This is a genomic window from Ensifer sp. ZNC0028, assembly GCF_000799055.1.
GTDB lineage: Bacteria > Pseudomonadota > Alphaproteobacteria > Rhizobiales > Rhizobiaceae > Ensifer.
Genome location: NZ_JTLA01000046.1, coordinates 1 through 14,705, shown reverse-complemented (window position 1 = coordinate 14,705; position 14,705 = coordinate 1). Strand labels below are relative to the sequence as shown.

The following is a 14,705-nucleotide window of genomic DNA, read 5'->3' as shown; positions in this document are numbered from 1 at the left end:
TCAGGCTGCCTGCTGCTGGCGTGTCAGCCAATGGGTAAAGTCCTGCCGCTCGTCCGGCGTCATGTGCAGGCCATGCTTGGTGCGCCGGTCGAGAATGTCGTCCGCCGTCAACGCCCATTCGTTTTCGATGAGGAACCGCGCCTCGCGCTCGCGAAAGAGCGGGCCGAAAGCCGGGCCGAGATCTTCGAGTGATGCAGCGCCGGCAAGCAGATCATGCGTCCGCGTGCCGTAGAGCCGCGCATAATGCTTGGCGAGGTCGGCCGGAAGCCAGCGATAACGAGCCTTGAGTTCGCCCAGGAACAAATCGAAATCGGCGTCCGCCATGTCGCCGCCGGGCAGATGCGCGCGCGCAGTCCAGGCGGGCCCCATCTTCGGAAAGAACGGCTTCAACCGCTCCAGCGCATGTTCGGAGAGCTTTCGGAACGTGGTGATCTTGCCGCCGAAGACCGAAAGCAGCGGCGGCTGCCCGTCGGCAGCGTCGACCTCGAAAATGTAGTCTCGAGTCACGGCCGAGGGGTTTTCGGCATTGTCGTCGTAGAGCGGTCGGACGCCCGAGAAGCTGTAGACGATATCGTCAGACGTCAGCTGCTGCTTGAAATAGCGGTTCACCGATTTCAGGAGATAGGCGATCTCCCTGTCGTCGGCGGCCACGTCCTCGGGTCGGCCTTCATAAGGGATATCCGTCGTGCCGATCAGCGCCAGGTCGTTCTGGTAGGGGTTGATGAAGATCACCCGCTTGTCCGGGTTCTGCACGAGATAGGCCTGCCGCCCCTCCCAGAATTTCGGCACGACGATATGGCTGCCCTTGACCAGGCGCACGCTGCGGGTGGAGTTTAAGCCCCCGATCCGGCCGATGACGTCGTTGACCCAGGGACCGGCGGTGTTGACGACGCATCGCGCCCGCGCCTCGGTCTTTGCGCCTGTGCGCGTGTCGGTCAGTTCGACCGACCACAGCCCGTCGCGGCGGCGGATCGCGCTGCAGGCGGTGCGCGTCAGCACCCGTGCCCCGCGATCCCGGGCGTCGAGCGCGTTCAGAACCACCAGCCGGGCGTCGTCCACCCAACAGTCGGAATATTCGAACGCCTTGCGATAGGCGCGCTTGATCGGCGCGCCCTCGGGCGCGGTCGCAAGGTCGAGGCTTCGGGTTCCCGGCAGGCGCTTGCGGCCGCCGAGATGGTCGTAGAGGAAAAGCCCCAACCGCACGAGCCAGGCGGGACGGTCCTCAGGGTTATGCGGCAGCACGAAACGCATCGGCCAGATGATGTGCGGCGCGGATTGCAGCAGCACCTCGCGCTCGATCAGCGCCTCGCGCACCAGGCGGAACTCGTAATATTCGAGGTAGCGCAGGCCGCCATGCACCAGCTTGCCGGAGCGCGAGCTGGTGCCCTGGGACAGATCGTCCTTCTCGCACAACAGCACCGAGAGCCCGCGCCCAGCCGCGTCGCGTGCAATGCCCGCACCGTTGACGCCGCCGCCGACGACGAACAGATCGTATATTCCGGTCTCGGAACTCAACGTCGTTCCTCCTGTCATCAGCACGGATTGACCGGCGGCAGACCGGCGATGTAGCGGCGGACTTCCTCGGCCGCCATTTCGGCGGCAAAGGTCACGGTGCGCACCGAAGCGCCGGCAATATGCGGCGTCAGCGTCACGTTCGGCAGTTGCAGCAGCGGCCAGTCCTCCGGCACCGGCTCGATCGCGAAGGTCTCCAGCATCGCCGCCGACAGGTGGCGGCTCACCAGGTTCTCGTAAAGCGCGTCATAGTCGCAGAGCGGTCCGCGTGCCGTGTTCACGAAGATTGCACCGGGCTTCATCTTGGCGAAGGTCTCGGCGTTCATCATGTTGCGCGTCTCCTCTGTGACCCGCGGATGCAGCGTCACGACGTCGGAGCGGGAAAGCAGCGTGTCGAGCGAGACTTGCTCGACGCCGGCGTTGAGATCATCGGCCGAGAGCTGCACATAGGGATCATGCACCAGCACCCTGGTGCCAAAGGCCCGCAACAGCCGCACCACCTTGGTGCCGATATTGCCGTAGCCGATGACGCCGACCGTCATTTCGCAGAGTTCGCGGCCGGTGCGGTCGGCGCGGTAGAGATCGCCGCGCCATTCGCCCTTGCGCAACGCCTCATGGCCGGTGCGGATCAGCCGTGTCTCGGCAAGGATCGCGCCGAGCGTGAATTCGGCTACGGCGTTGGCGTTGCGCCCGGGCGTATTGACGACGCGAACACCGGCGTCGCGGGCCGCCCCCATGTCGATGTTGACAGGGCCGCCGCGCGACACCGCGACGAGCTTGAGGCCGGGCAGCGCTTGCAGCATGCCCCGCGACAGCGGCGCCAGCTGCGTCACCAAGATCTCGGCGTCGCCGACGAATGCGACGATCTCCTCGGGTTTGCCGAGATACTCCTTCAGCCCGTCCATGCCCTCGACGGCGTAACCGTGCTCCATCGGCACATCCGGCCACGGCAGTTCGAGCGTGCGGATGTCATGGCCGTTGCCGGTCGCTTCCACGATCTTGTCGCGAAACACGTCCGGCAACATGAACCGGTCGCCGATAATCGCTATCTTCTTCATTTCGGTCTTTCCTGTTTTCTTCCCGCGGCCGCACCTTGGGAGAGTGCGTGCCAGACGGGCCTGAGCGCTGTGCGCGACTGCTGGTAGGTGGGGAAGAGTTCGTCATAGCGGCGGGCAAGCGCCGGGTCGGCGGCTTCGGCCGGCCGTTGATAGGGCGTGACCCAATCGCCCAGGCAATCGGCCATCGAGGGATAGATGCCGAGCGAGACGGCGGCGATCATCGCCGCACCCGCAGCCCCGGCCTCCTCGCGTTCGCTCGTCTGCACGCTGGCACCGAGAGCAGCGCCCAGAATGCGGCGAAGCGAACCGCTGCGGGCAGCGCCACCCGTCAGGCGAATACGCCCGGGCAGCGGCCCCATCTCGGCGTAACAATCGCGCGCTGCCATGGCGAGCCCGTCAAGGACCGCCTTCAACATCTCGGGAAAGCCGTGGTTGATCGAGAGCCCGACGAAGGAGGCACGCGCCGTCGCGTCGACGAAAGGTCCGCGCTCGCCGGCCTCCGAAATATAGGGCTGGAAGATCAGCGGCGTGTCCTTGGCGTCCGCGAGCCAGCCATCGACATAAGCGAGCAGCTCGCTCTTCGATTTCTCCACCCCCATGCCCTTCAGCAGGCCCGAGGCCAGCGAGAGGATCCAGTCGATATTGAGCGTCGCCGCCATGTTGGACTGCATCTGCGCGTAGGCGCCGGGGATCGGCATGCACATGGTGTAGCCGGTCAAGTCCCGATTCAGCCGCACATCGTCGGCGCCGTTGGCAAGCCGCATATGCATGCCGGTCGAGCCGATGATCGAGCAGCCGGTATCCGTTCCCGGATCGTAGAGCCCTGCGCCAAGCGCGGTGCAGACGACATCGACGTAACCGAGCACGATGGGCGTGCCCTCGGTGAGGCCGGTAATGCCTGCTGCTTCCGCCGAAAGTGCGTGATGGGTCGCAGCACCGTCGACGATCTCCGGCAGCACATGTTTCAGCTTTTCGAGCCCGAGAAAGCGGATGACATCGTCGTTGTAGCTGCGGGTGCGAAAATTGCCGAAGCTGAAATTCGCCTCGGACGGATCGGTCGCACGCTTGCCGGTCAGCTTGAAATAGAGCCAGTCCTTGCAGTGGAACGTGGTGGCGACGCCCTTGAGCATCTCGGGCGCATGGTCGCTCATCCAGCGAAGCTGCGGCCCCTGCTGGCAGGCGGCAAGGCCCGAGCCGGTGCTTTCGAAGCGGGCGATATCGCCACTGTCGGCGCGCAGCCGCTCGACGGTTTCGCCGGCGCGCGCATCGAGCCAGAGCCAGCCCTTGCCGACGGGCGCGCCCGCTCTGTCGATCATCCAGGTGCCGTCGCCCTGACCGGTCACCGCGATCGCGGCGACACGGCCAGGGAGGTTTTCGATCTTCTCGGAGAGCTGCTTCAGCGTCGTTGCCGCGTCGGCCCAAGTGCGGTCGAGATCCTGCACGCTGCCGGCGCGGCCGACGGCCTCATAGGCGTTCGGCAGCGCTGCCGTGGCGATCTGCCGGCCACGCAGATCGAAGGCCACCGACTTGATGACCGAGGTGCCCGCATCGATACCGATGAGGATGTCCCGCATCAGGCGAGCTCCTGTCCATGGCTGATCGCCCGCCCGCTCTCGCCGTCGAAGACGTGCAGGCTCGACGGGTCGAGGTGGATGCCGATCGGCTGGCCGACATCGAGCTCCGTGCGGTCGTGCTCGACGAGCACCATGGTGCCACCGGCAAAGTCCGCGGCGATATGGGTCTGGTCGCCGAGCCACTGGTTGACGGCGACGCGGCCGGTCACGCCATCGGCACTGCGGCGCACCGAGTAGGGCCTGATGCCGAGCACCACCTTCTGCCGCTTGATCAGCTCGTCGCGCACCGCATGCGAAAAATCCGAAGCTGGATATTCGAGCCGCACGCCGTCCTTGAGGCCAAAGGCCATCTTGTTTTCGGAGCCGGTGACACTGGCTTCAAAGACGTTCATCGGCGGCTCGCCGACGAAGGTGCCGGTGAAGAGATTGGCCGGCCGCTCCTTGATCTTCTGCGGCGTGTCGAACTGCTGCAGCACACCGCCTTCCATGACGGCGATGCGGTCGGCAAGCGCGTTGGCCTCGGTCTGGTCGTGGGTAACGAGGATCGCCGTCAGCCCGCGTTCCTTGATGAAATGCTTGATGCGGCCGCGAAGCAGCGCGCGAAGCTGCGGCTCCAGCTGGCCCATCGGCTCGTCGAGCAGATGCAGGTTGGCATCGCGGATCAGCGCCCGCCCGAGCGAGGCGCGCTGCTGCTGGCCGCCGGAAATCGAGCTCGGATAGCGTCCGAGAATATCCTCGATCTCGAGCAGTTTGGCGATGCCCGCCACCTTCTCGTCGACGACGCCCTGCGAGAGCTTCGAGGCCTTCAGCGCAAAGGCAATGTTCTCGCGCACCGTCAGCGGCGGATAGAGCGAATAGCCCTCGAATGCCATGGCGACGTTGCGGCGCACCGGCGGCAGCGTCTGGACCTCTTTGCCTGCAAGCGAGATCGTTCCGCGCGACACCGCTTCGAAGCCGGCGATCATGCGCAGCGTCGAGGTCTTGCCGCAGCCGGAGGAGCCGAGCAGCGCGATGATCTCGCCCTTCCTCACATCCATGTTCAGCTTCTTCACGGCATGCACGCCGTAATCGACGGGGCCGTAGAACTTGTCGACGTCCTTGATCAGAAGGGCGGTGTCGGTCATGCCGCTTCTCCATTGCGCTTGGCTGCAAGGTCGGCGCGCGGCAAAAGAGCGCCGCTCGCCTTGTCGAAGAGGAAAGCCTGCATGCCATTGACGGCAATATGGGCGGGTCCTGCGGTTGGACCAGGCGTGCCGGCCGGCCGCGACACCAGGATTTCGCGGCCACGGGCGGTCAGCGCCAGCGTCACCGTCTTTTCGTTGAGCGGCGTTTCCGCTTCCACCGTCACAGGGATGGCACCCGGTGCTGCCGCATCGACGAAGCTGATCGCCTCGGGACGCAGGCCAAGCACGCACTGGCGGCCGACGACATCGGCACCGTAATCCCCAAGCCGCACCCGGACGTTCGAAAGCTCGACGAAGACGTCTCCGCCGCTGCGCTGCGGCGTGACATCGAGCAGGTTGATGGTGGGGTCGCCGAAGAGCCGGGCGATCTCGATATCGGCGGGCGCGTTGTAGATCTCCTGCGGCGTGCCGATCTGACGGATACGGCCAGCGGCCATCACTGCGATCCGGTCGCCGAGCGCCATCGCCTCCTTGTAGTCCTGGGTGACGTAGACGACCGTCGCGCCTTCCGCAGCCAGGAGCCGCGGCAGTTCCAGCCGCATCTCGAAGCGCAGCTTGGCATCGACGTTGCGCAGGGGATCGTCGAGCAAAAGCAGCGGCGGCGAGCCGACGAGCGCACGGGCAAGCGCCGTGCGCTGCTTCTGGCCGTTGGACAGCGCCTTCGGGTGATGCGTCAGCACGTGGTCGATCTTTAAGAGCTTCGCGACCTTCTGCACGCCGGCCGCGATCTTCTCCTTCGACGATCGCGTCGCCGTCAGCGGGCTGGCGATATTGTCGAAGGCGCTCATGTGCGGGAAGAGCGCGAAGTTCTGGAAGGCCATGCCGACGCCGCGATGTTCGGCATCGACATCGGTCATGTCCTCGCCGCCGATCAGCACCCTGCCCTCGTCCGGCTCGATGACGCCGGCGACCAACCGGAGCAGCACGGTCTTGCCGGCGCCGGAGGGGCCGAAGAGCACCAGCCGCTCGCCATCGGCAACATCGAGCGTGAGGTCGTCGAGAACCGTGTGGCTCTTGTAGCGCTTGACGATATTCTTCAGTTGCAGCGTGGTCATGAGTTACCCTTTCACCGCGCCGAGCGACAGGCCTTCGACGAGGTAGCGCTGGGCGTAGAGTGCAAGTGCGAGCGTCGGCGTGACCGAAAGCACGATGGCCGCGGCGATCTGCCCGTATTGGATGCCCGATGAAGTGACGAAGGCAAGCGCGCCCACCGTCACCGGCTGCTTGTCGGCGGACGCCAGCACCAGCGCGAAGACGAAATTGTTCCAGGCGAAGATGAAGGCAAGCAGGCCCGCCGCGGCGATGCCCGGTCCGGCAAGCGGCAGCGCGATCTTGCGGAAGGTCGCAAACCAGGAGTGGCCGGCGATGCGATAGGCATATTCGACGTCGGCCGAGATGTCCTCGAAGTAGCCGCGCACGATCCAGAGGATGAGCGGCAGGCAGATAAGCTGGTAGACCCAGATAAGTCCGAAGTAGGTGTTCGAAAGCCCGAGCCACTGGAAATACTGGGTCAGCGGCAAGAGCACCAGGAGCGGCGGCGCGAAGCGGAAGGAAAGCAGCGTGAAGGCGATGTCTTCCGAGCCTTTGAACTTGTGACGGGCAAAGGCGTAGGCCGCGGGCACGCCGAGCACGAGCGCCACGGCAACGGAGGCGACCGACAGGAAGATCGAGTTGCCGAGATTGCGCATGAAGGCGATGTCGAGCGTGCCAGCCGCCGTCTGCAGCTTGCCGGTGATCAGCGCTGCGTAGTTCGACAAGGTCGGCGAGAACACGACGGACGGCGGGATCGCGAGAATCGTCTCGTTCGTCTGGAACGACATCAGGAAGATCCAGAAGATCGGGAACATGAAGAAGACGACGACGAGCGTGAGGGCGAGACCGCGTAAGGTCCGTTCGAGCGGAGACATGGTTTCCATTGGTCCCTCCTTTACGCTTCGCCGCGTGCGCGTTCGCGCAGCCGCAGCCAGTTCTTGATGAAGACATTGGACAGCGTGTAGGTGATCGCCCACAGGATGATCAGCAGCGCTGCCGAGCGGCCGACATTGGTCGACTGGAAGAAGTTGAGATAGGCCTCGACCTGGAAGACGGTGAGCGTATTGCCGGGCCCGCCCTGGGTCATCGCGTAGATGATGTCGAACTGCTGGATACTGTCGAGCAACCGGAACAGCGTCGCCGTCAGGATATAGGGTGTGAGCATCGGAAGCGTGATGCGGAAGAAGACGAAGCTGCGCGGCACGCCGTCAAGGGCGGCGGCCTCGAAAGGCTGCGTCGGCAGCGAGCGCAGGCCCGCAAGCAGCAGGATCATGATGAAGGGCGTATAGACCCAGATATCGACGAGCACGACGGTGAGCAGCGCTGTGTCCGGCGAGGACGCCCAGCGGAAATCATGCAGTCCGATCAGGCTTGCGAGATAGCTGAGGATACCGAAGCTCGGATTGGTCATCAGCTTCCACATCAAGGCGGCGAGCGCCGGCGCGATCATCAGCGGCAACAGCAGCATGATCGAGATGAAATTGTTGACGGTCGAGCGCCGCTGCAACAAGAGCGCGATGCCAAGACCGAGCAGCAGCTCCAGCGTCACGGTGAGGCCGGCATAGAGCAGCGATACCTTGAGCGTGTTCCAGAAGGCCGGATCGGTGAAGAAGTTGAGGTAGTTTTCGCCCCAGTTGAACTGGCGCGCCCAGGGCTGGCTGAGCCGGTAGCGCTGGAAGGAATAGATGACCGCCGTAAAGAACGGGATGAGGATGCCGATACAGACCAAGAGCGCCGGCAGGCTCAGCACATAGGGAAGCATCTTCCTGCTGATCCTGAAACCGGAGGCTGGTCTCTTGAGGGTTTCTGTTGAAGCCATGTCGAGCTCCGTTCCTGAAGTCTTTAAAGAGCACGCGGCACGCGGCAGCCTTCAGGCGCCGCGCCAGTTCCTCGGCATCTCAGGTTGATTTCGGCGCGACCTCAAACCGGTCGCAACAGGCCGACTGATGCCGGCATCTCGGGATCCCCGGCGCGTCGTAGCGCCGGGGATCGCTTGGGAGGCCTATCAGCCGAGACCCGCCTCTTGGAGCTGGCGGTTGATGCTTTCGACGAGCTGGTCGAGACCTTCATCGACGGGCACCTGCTTGGCGACCATCTTCTGCAGCGTCGATGCCCATTCGGTGGTGACGTCGAAGAACAGCGGCTGCGGCGTGAACTTGATGGAGGCACCGGCGGCCGAGGCGTCGAACATTTCGACGTAACCCGGATACTTGCCGTTCAGCTTCTCGCGGAACATCTCGTCCTTCCAGATCGACTGGCGAACCGGATCGACGAAGTCCATCTTGGTGGCGCCGAACAGCGCATGCTCCGGACCGGAAGCCCATTGCAGGAAGTACCAGGTGGCGTCCTTGTCCTTGGAGAAGTTGGACATGGCAAGCGACCAGATCCAGATGTTCGGCGTCGAGGCGGTCGCTTCCGGGTTGGCGGCAAAGGCGGCGTAACCGAGCTTGCCGGCCATCTTGTTGTCGCCGCCGTTCATGAAGTAGCCGAGGCAATCGGCGTCGAAGATCATCGCCGAGGCGCCGGCGCCAAGATCGGTGCCGACCTGATACCAGGTGTAGGTCGACCAGTCCTTCGGGCCGCTTTCCTGGATCATCTGCACGAACTTGGCGTGATAGGCCTTGGATTCCGCCGTGCCCATGGCCGCCGACAGCTTGCCATCGGCCGAGACGTTCAGGTCCTTCTGGTTGAAGTTGGCGTAACCCGACAGGAAGCCCGGATGGATCGTCGCCCAGGAGCGCGAACCGCGAACGCCGATGCCATAGATGCCGCCGATATCCTTCTGCAGCTTGGCCGCAACCGTGATCATGTCGTCGAGGTTCTTCGGCAGCTCGACGCCGGCCTTGTCGAACATCTCGCGGTTATAGGTGATGTTGTTCTGCTCGAACGCCCACGGAATGCACCACTGCTTGGCGTCTTCCGAACCGAGCGCCCCGCCCGGCTGGCCGTTCCAGGCGCAGGAGTTCTTCACGCCGGCGAGGAAATCGTCCCAGTTGTAGTTGGGGTTGGTCTTGGCCGGGTCCTTGATCCATTCGTTGAGGTCGGCGATCCAGCCGGCCGGACCGTAGGTCCAGGTCATGTAGGCGCCGGTCATGAAGGCATCGTATTCGGCCGAGCCCGACGACAGCGCCGCCGTCACCTTGTCGAAATAGACGTCTTCCGGGAATACGTCATAGGTCACGTCGATGCCCGTCAGGTCCTTGAAGGCCTGCAGGTTGGCGATCATCGCATCGGCGTAAGGGTGCTTGTTCAAAAGCAGCTTCAGCTTCTTGCCGGAGTGTGCTTTCCAGTCGAAATCGGCGGCGAGCGCCTGCGTCGACATCATGTTGAACAACGTGCCGGCCGTGCCGGCTGCCAGGCCTGCAGCCCCCAATCCCTTGAGCATGCCGCGGCGGTCCACCTCCCCACGCAGGAATGCGCTGATGAGGTCCTTCTCCTTCTCGTACATTCGTCTTCTCCTCCGTTGCGGGTATGATTGCGACTGCCGGCTACCCCACCGGTATTCCTCCCTTTAAGACCGTGGGCAGATCCTCCCTGCCCTCATGGCCTCGAATGTGTCAGCGCCTCATGCGCCGTCGGCGGCTAGCGCCCTCGCAGTCCTCTCGTCGGTAATGAGACCGCTCAAATGCCCGCTGGCGAGCACCGCCCGGATGGCGGGAACCTTGATCTTGCCGCCGGCAACAGCGACCGTGCGGCGGTTCTTCAGGTCCTCGCGGCTGAGCGTAAACGTGCGGTCGGAAAGCGTTGTTTCGACCGGCTTGCCGTCGCGGTCGAAGAAGTGGCCGAGCAGTTCGCCCATCGCCCCGCCCTTCTGGATGTCCTCGATTTCGCTCGTCTCGATCATGCCGGTCGAAACCAGCGACGCCTCGCGCTCGACGGTGCCGATGCCTACCATCAGGAGATCGGCGGTCTTGGCGAGATCGAAGACCTCGCGCACGCCGCGCTGGCTGAAGAGCACGTCGCGATCCTCGATCGTGTTGGCGAAGAACGGCACCGGCATGACATAGGCCTCGGCCCCGGTACGCTCGGCGAGGCGGTGGATCACGTCGTGCGGGTTGGCGGAGAACTTGCGGGTCAGCCCGCCGAGCAGTGAGACGAAGCGGGTGTTGCCGCTTCCGATCCGCGGCAAATATTCGACACAAGCGGCGAGTGTGCGGCCGTGGCCGACGCCGACCAGCGCGGTCTCGCCGCGCTCGATCTCGCGCTTCAGAAACTGCGCGCCGGAAATGCCGAGCGCCTTCAAGGGCAGTTCGTCAGAGTCAAAGTCCGGCACGACCTCGCAATAGTCGAGGCCAAAGCGGGCCGAAAGCGCCTGCTCGAGTTCGACGCATTCGGAAACTTCACCGTCGATATAGACCTTCACCAGCCCTTCCTGGTTGGCCTTCATGATCAGCCGGTGGGCTTTCAGCGAGGTCAGCCCCAGACGCTTGGCGACCTCCGCCTGGGTCAGGCCACCGGCATAGTGCAGCCACGCCGCCCGCGTCGCCATGCTGGTCTCGTCGTCCCGAATGCCTGTCCCGCCGATCGTCATCGTTTCCACCCGGTTCTTGTTGCGCTGCATGATAATTTTTGCATCGCGTGATATTTTTATCCGTTAATGAAAGAAATTTCATGGCGTGAAAAAAATGTCAATAGCGCCTGACAAATGAGCGATCACGTTTGTGCAGACGCGGTTGAGCGGTCACGGCTGCACGCAATGGCAGCGGCCCTCGGCAGGCAATGGAGATCGGGCGTTCTTGGGAACTGGGAAAGGCACCGCACGACGGACGATCGACCCACCGTCAGCGGTGCACGGGCCGCCGGATTATTGGCCGAGGTTTCGGAGGTAGAGCGACAGCAATTGCGTCTGCGAGGAAATGCCGAGCTTGCGGTAGACGTTGCGGCGGTGGACCTTCACCGTGCCGGTCGAGATGCCGAGCCTGAGGCCGATCGATTCTGACGAATGACCCTGCAGCACCAGCTCGATGATCGAGGCTTCGCGGTCCGTCAGATTGAGGTGCTGCCAGACGCCGTCGGCCGGCGGGTGCGTCGCCTTTCGCTTGCTGCGCCCGGTTTTAGCGAGCGCCGCATCGAAGCGGCGGCCGAGATCGGCCCAATGATGGCGCACCAGGCCGGAGACCAGCGGCTCCACCTTTTTCAGAAGCGCGAACTCAGCAGTGCTGAAAGTCCCCGTCGCCTCGCGCCGCATCAGCGAAAGCACGACGGTGATCTGCTCGTCGACCGGCACGAAGAAGCCAACCTCTTCGGCAAGCCCCGTCTGTACGTAGTAAGTGCGGTAGTATTCCGAGGAGAAGAACCGGTCGGGCGCCAGCTCCCGCATCCGCCAGACGCCGGGCTCACTCTTGATCGCCGCGTGGTAGAAGGGGTCGAGCAGATACGGCCCCGCCTGGTAGAGGCTGACGAAGAGCACGTGATCCCTGGCGTTGAACGTGCTGTAGAGATCGATCGGCCGTTCCTTGCCGCGATAGGCAAAGACAACCACGTAGTCGAAGGTCATCAGCTTTGACATCAACCGCCGATAGGTGGAGCCGACGGTCTCGTCGTCCATTGCCGCACCCGCCACCAGCGGCGCCATGACCTGAAAAAGTCCTTCGAGATCGACGCTCAAACCGCCCTCCCGGCCGGTGTTTCCTGCTCTGGGGTATACTCCTCACACAGAGCAATCCGCGTTGAAATACCTCTCTCGAGGTATATACCGGCTAGGCATGTGGTGACTAGGCTGCGTGTCAATGACGGTGGAGTGCCGGGATACGAGATCCTGGCGACATCCGAAAACAACCGCAGGGAACAGACGTGACATCCGCTTCGACGAACGACATCGAGTTCCGTTCGGTCGCCAAACGTTATGGCGCCGTGACGGCCGTTTCCGACATCAATCTGGAAGTGCCGCGCGGCGCCTTCATGGCGCTTCTCGGGCCGTCAGGCTGCGGCAAGACCACGTGCCTGCGCATGATCGGCGGCTTCGAGCAGCCGAGCGAAGGCACGGTCTTCATCAGCGGCGAACCGATGAACGGCGTTGCCGCCTACCGCCGCCCGGTCAACATGGTGTTCCAGCACTATGCGCTGTTTCCCCATCTCGACGTCGAAGCCAACGTCTCCTATGGCCTGAGGCAGATGCGGCCGCGCATCGCCGCTTCGGAGATTTCGCGCCGCGCCCAGGAGGCGCTGGAGATGGTGCGGCTCGGCGGCTTCGGCAAACGCCGCATCCACGAAATGTCCGGCGGCCAGCAGCAGCGCGTCGCGCTCGCCCGCGCCATCGTCAACAAGCCGAAGGTGCTTCTGCTCGACGAACCCTTGGCGGCCCTCGACAAGAAGCTGCGCACCGCCATGCAGATCGAGCTGCAGACGCTGCAGCGCGAACTCGGCATCACCTTCGTGCTCGTCACGCACGACCAGGAGGAAGCGCTGTCGATGAGCGATTTCGTCTGCGTCATGAATGCCGGCCGCATCGTCCAGGTCGGCCCGCCGCAGGAAATCTACGACCGGCCCGCAAGCCTCTTCGTCGCCGATTTCGTCGGCAAGACCAACCGCATTGATGCCACCGTCGACGGCGCCTCATCGCTCGTCCTTGCCAATGGCGCCCGCTTCGCCGCCCCTGCCGTCAACGGCACCAAGGGCGCGGCAACGGTGGCGCTGCGGCCCGAGGCGATCCGCCTGACGCGCAACGGTGCCGTCAGCACGTCTGCGCTGGCAGGCACGGTCACGCACCGGATCTTCCTGGGCTCAGCGGTCGAATATTCCGTCGCGGTCGATGGGCTCGGCGATTTCCTGGTCACGGCCGACCGCCGCGCGCTCGGTGACAGTGAACTGGTCGAGCCCGGCGAAAAGGTCGGCCTCGCCTTCGATCCGAACGCGCTTCACGTCTTTCCAGCCTGACATCGCCCGGCTTCCGAAGCCGGTTCTGCCGCCTACGCATGAACGTCAAACGATAAAGGGAACAGCGTCATGAGCAAATGGTACAGAGAAAATGCCCCTATCACCGCCGATCAGCTCGCCGACGAACTGATGCGCCTGAAGCGCGGCTCGGTCACCCGCCGCCACTTCCTCGGCGTCACCGGCCTCGGCCTTGCGACCGCCGTGCTCGCCCGCCAGCCGGGCCTCTTCAATTCCACCGCCTTTGCCGGCGATCTCGGCACGCAGATGTCGATCGCCACCTGGCCGAACTACCATGACCCGGCGACCTTCGAGGCCTTCCAGGCGGCGACCGGCGTTGCCGTCGAGGTCAACGTCTTCGGCTCCAACGAAGAGATGCTGGCGAAGCTCCAGGCCGGCGGCACCGGCTGGGATCTCTTCGTTCCCACCAACTACACGATCTCGACCTATGTGAAGCTCGGGCTGATCGACGAACTCGATATGTCCAAGCTGCCGAACTACGACGCTGCGACCGAGACGGCGCGCTTTACCAACGAAGGCATCGTCGACGGCAAGACCTATGCCGTGCCGAAGAACTGGGGTACGACCGGCATCGCGGTGAATTCGGCGAAGATCAAGAAACCGGTGACCAGCTGGAAGGACTTCTTCGAGATCGCCATGACCGAGGGCGACGGCCGCGCCATGGTGCATGATTATCAGCTCACCACCATCGGCAACGCGCTGGTGTCGCTCGGCTATTCCTTCAACTCGATCAAGCCGGAAGAACTCGCCAAGGCCGAGGAACTGCTGATCAAGGTCAAGCCGCATCTCTATGCCATCAACAGCGACTACCAGCCGTCGATGCGCGCGACCGATGCCTGGATGACCATGTGCTGGACCAATGACGGCGCACAGCTCAACCGCGACATGCCGGAAATCCTGTTCACGCTCGGCAAGGACGGCGGCGAGATCTGGTCGGACTTCTACGCGATCCCGAAGAGTGCGGCCAACAAGGCGGCCGGCTATGCGCTGCTCAACTACCTGATGGCGCCGGAAAACGCCATGAAGGAGCACATCGCCAACGGTGCGCCGACCACAGACAGCCGCGTCCTGAAGCTGCTGCCTGTCGACGTGACATCCAACAAGATCGTCTACCCGGACGAGGCCTCGCTGACGCCGCTCGAATTCGGCGCCGCCGTGACCCTCACCGACCCCGGCCGCGCCGAACTGATGGCACGCTTCAAGTCGGCTTGATGGGAACGTGACTGCACAATGCTGAGAGACGCGCCCTTTGGTGGAACGCCTCTCATCTAGGCGAAGAAAAAGTGCCCCTCATCCGCCTGCCGGCACCTTCTCCCCGTTTGGACGGGGAGAAGGGACAAGCGGCGAGCTCCCTGCTTCCTCGCTTCTGTCGGGAGAGAGGGATCGAGCGGGCGCCACAGCTCCCCTTCGCCCCGCCTGCGGGGAGAAGGTGCCGGCAGGCGGATGAGGGG

12 protein-coding genes are annotated in these 14,705 nt (G+C 63.9%); 2 read left to right on the top strand and 10 right to left on the bottom strand.

Annotated features, from left to right (window positions below):
- From L981_RS11880 to L981_RS11835, 10 genes are all read right to left on the bottom strand, one after another.
- Entirely contained in the window at positions 1-1,533 is a 1,533-nt protein-coding gene (locus tag L981_RS11880) for a glycerol-3-phosphate dehydrogenase (RefSeq protein ID WP_156134062.1), read from the bottom strand.
- Positions 1,533-2,570, bottom strand: a complete 1,038-nt coding sequence (locus tag L981_RS11875) for a 2-hydroxyacid dehydrogenase (protein WP_043615749.1) — start codon at positions 2,568-2,570, stop codon at positions 1,533-1,535. Before L981_RS11875 ends, L981_RS11880 begins: the two co-directional genes overlap by 1 nt.
- Positions 2,567-4,144: an FGGY-family carbohydrate kinase gene (locus L981_RS11870; protein ID WP_043615746.1), complete on the bottom strand. Its 1,578-nt coding sequence runs from the start codon at positions 4,142-4,144 to the stop codon at positions 2,567-2,569. Before L981_RS11870 ends, L981_RS11875 begins: the two co-directional genes overlap by 4 nt.
- Positions 4,144-5,268, bottom strand: coding sequence for an ABC transporter ATP-binding protein (locus L981_RS11865; protein WP_043615743.1), 1,125 nt, complete (start codon positions 5,266-5,268; stop codon positions 4,144-4,146). Before L981_RS11865 ends, L981_RS11870 begins: the two co-directional genes overlap by 1 nt.
- A complete protein-coding gene (locus L981_RS11860; RefSeq protein WP_043615741.1) occupies positions 5,265-6,383 on the bottom strand; it encodes an ABC transporter ATP-binding protein in 1,119 nt (372 codons plus the stop codon). The genes L981_RS11865 and L981_RS11860 overlap by 4 nt, the downstream gene beginning before the upstream one ends.
- 3 nt (positions 6,384-6,386) lie before the next feature.
- Entirely contained in the window at positions 6,387-7,244 is an 858-nt protein-coding gene (locus L981_RS11855) for a carbohydrate ABC transporter permease (RefSeq protein WP_034792198.1), read from the bottom strand.
- An 11-nt stretch (positions 7,245-7,255) separates the two neighbouring features.
- Complete coding sequence (locus L981_RS11850; RefSeq protein ID WP_043615736.1) at positions 7,256-8,179, bottom strand: carbohydrate ABC transporter permease; 924 nt, start codon at positions 8,177-8,179, stop codon at positions 7,256-7,258.
- Positions 8,180-8,365: 186 nt separating this feature from the next.
- A complete protein-coding gene (locus tag L981_RS11845) occupies positions 8,366-9,808 on the bottom strand; it encodes an extracellular solute-binding protein (RefSeq protein ID WP_043615733.1) in 1,443 nt (480 codons plus the stop codon).
- Between the two features lie 117 nt (positions 9,809-9,925).
- Entirely contained in the window at positions 9,926-10,891 is a 966-nt protein-coding gene (locus L981_RS11840; RefSeq protein WP_043615966.1) for a sugar-binding transcriptional regulator, read from the bottom strand.
- A gap of 273 nt (positions 10,892-11,164) precedes the next feature.
- Positions 11,165-11,908 carry a LuxR C-terminal-related transcriptional regulator gene (locus L981_RS11835; RefSeq protein WP_371258861.1) on the bottom strand — a complete coding sequence of 248 codons (744 nt, stop codon included), beginning with the start codon at positions 11,906-11,908 and terminating at the stop codon, positions 11,165-11,167.
- A gap of 245 nt (positions 11,909-12,153) precedes the next feature.
- Here L981_RS11835 and L981_RS11830 point away from each other — a divergent pair, with 245 nt between their 5' ends.
- Together L981_RS11830 and L981_RS11825 are read left to right on the top strand one after the other, a co-directional pair.
- Entirely contained in the window at positions 12,154-13,236 is a 1,083-nt protein-coding gene (locus tag L981_RS11830) for an ABC transporter ATP-binding protein (RefSeq protein ID WP_043615727.1), read from the top strand.
- A 69-nt stretch (positions 13,237-13,305) separates the two neighbouring features.
- Complete coding sequence (locus tag L981_RS11825; protein ID WP_043615725.1) at positions 13,306-14,466, top strand: spermidine/putrescine ABC transporter substrate-binding protein; 1,161 nt, start codon at positions 13,306-13,308, stop codon at positions 14,464-14,466.
- Positions 14,467-14,705: the final 239 nt, after the last annotated feature.

Bases quoted from the DNA above. Each gene is read 5' to 3' on its own strand.
- L981_RS11845 (WP_043615733.1), bottom strand. From the start codon at position 9,808: ATGTACGAGAAGGAGAAGGACCTCATCAGCGCATTCCTGCGTGGGGAG.
- L981_RS11840 (WP_043615966.1), bottom strand. From the start codon at position 10,891: ATGACGATCGGCGGGACAGGCATTCGGGACGACGAGACCAGCATGGCG.
- L981_RS11825 (WP_043615725.1), top strand. From the start codon at position 13,306: ATGAGCAAATGGTACAGAGAAAATGCCCCTATCACCGCCGATCAGCTC.
- L981_RS11860 (WP_043615741.1), bottom strand. From the start codon at position 6,383: ATGACCACGCTGCAACTGAAGAATATCGTCAAGCGCTACAAGAGCCAC.
- L981_RS11870 (WP_043615746.1), bottom strand. From the start codon at position 4,144: ATGCGGGACATCCTCATCGGTATCGATGCGGGCACCTCGGTCATCAAG.
- L981_RS11835 (WP_371258861.1), bottom strand. From the start codon at position 11,908: ATGGACGACGAGACCGTCGGCTCCACCTATCGGCGGTTGATGTCAAAG.
- L981_RS11855 (WP_034792198.1), bottom strand. From the start codon at position 7,244: ATGGAAACCATGTCTCCGCTCGAACGGACCTTACGCGGTCTCGCCCTC.
- L981_RS11850 (WP_043615736.1), bottom strand. From the start codon at position 8,179: ATGGCTTCAACAGAAACCCTCAAGAGACCAGCCTCCGGTTTCAGGATC.
- L981_RS11880 (WP_156134062.1), bottom strand. From the start codon at position 1,533: ATGACAGGAGGAACGACGTTGAGTTCCGAGACCGGAATATACGATCTG.
- L981_RS11875 (WP_043615749.1), bottom strand. From the start codon at position 2,570: ATGAAGAAGATAGCGATTATCGGCGACCGGTTCATGTTGCCGGACGTG.
- L981_RS11865 (WP_043615743.1), bottom strand. From the start codon at position 5,268: ATGACCGACACCGCCCTTCTGATCAAGGACGTCGACAAGTTCTACGGC.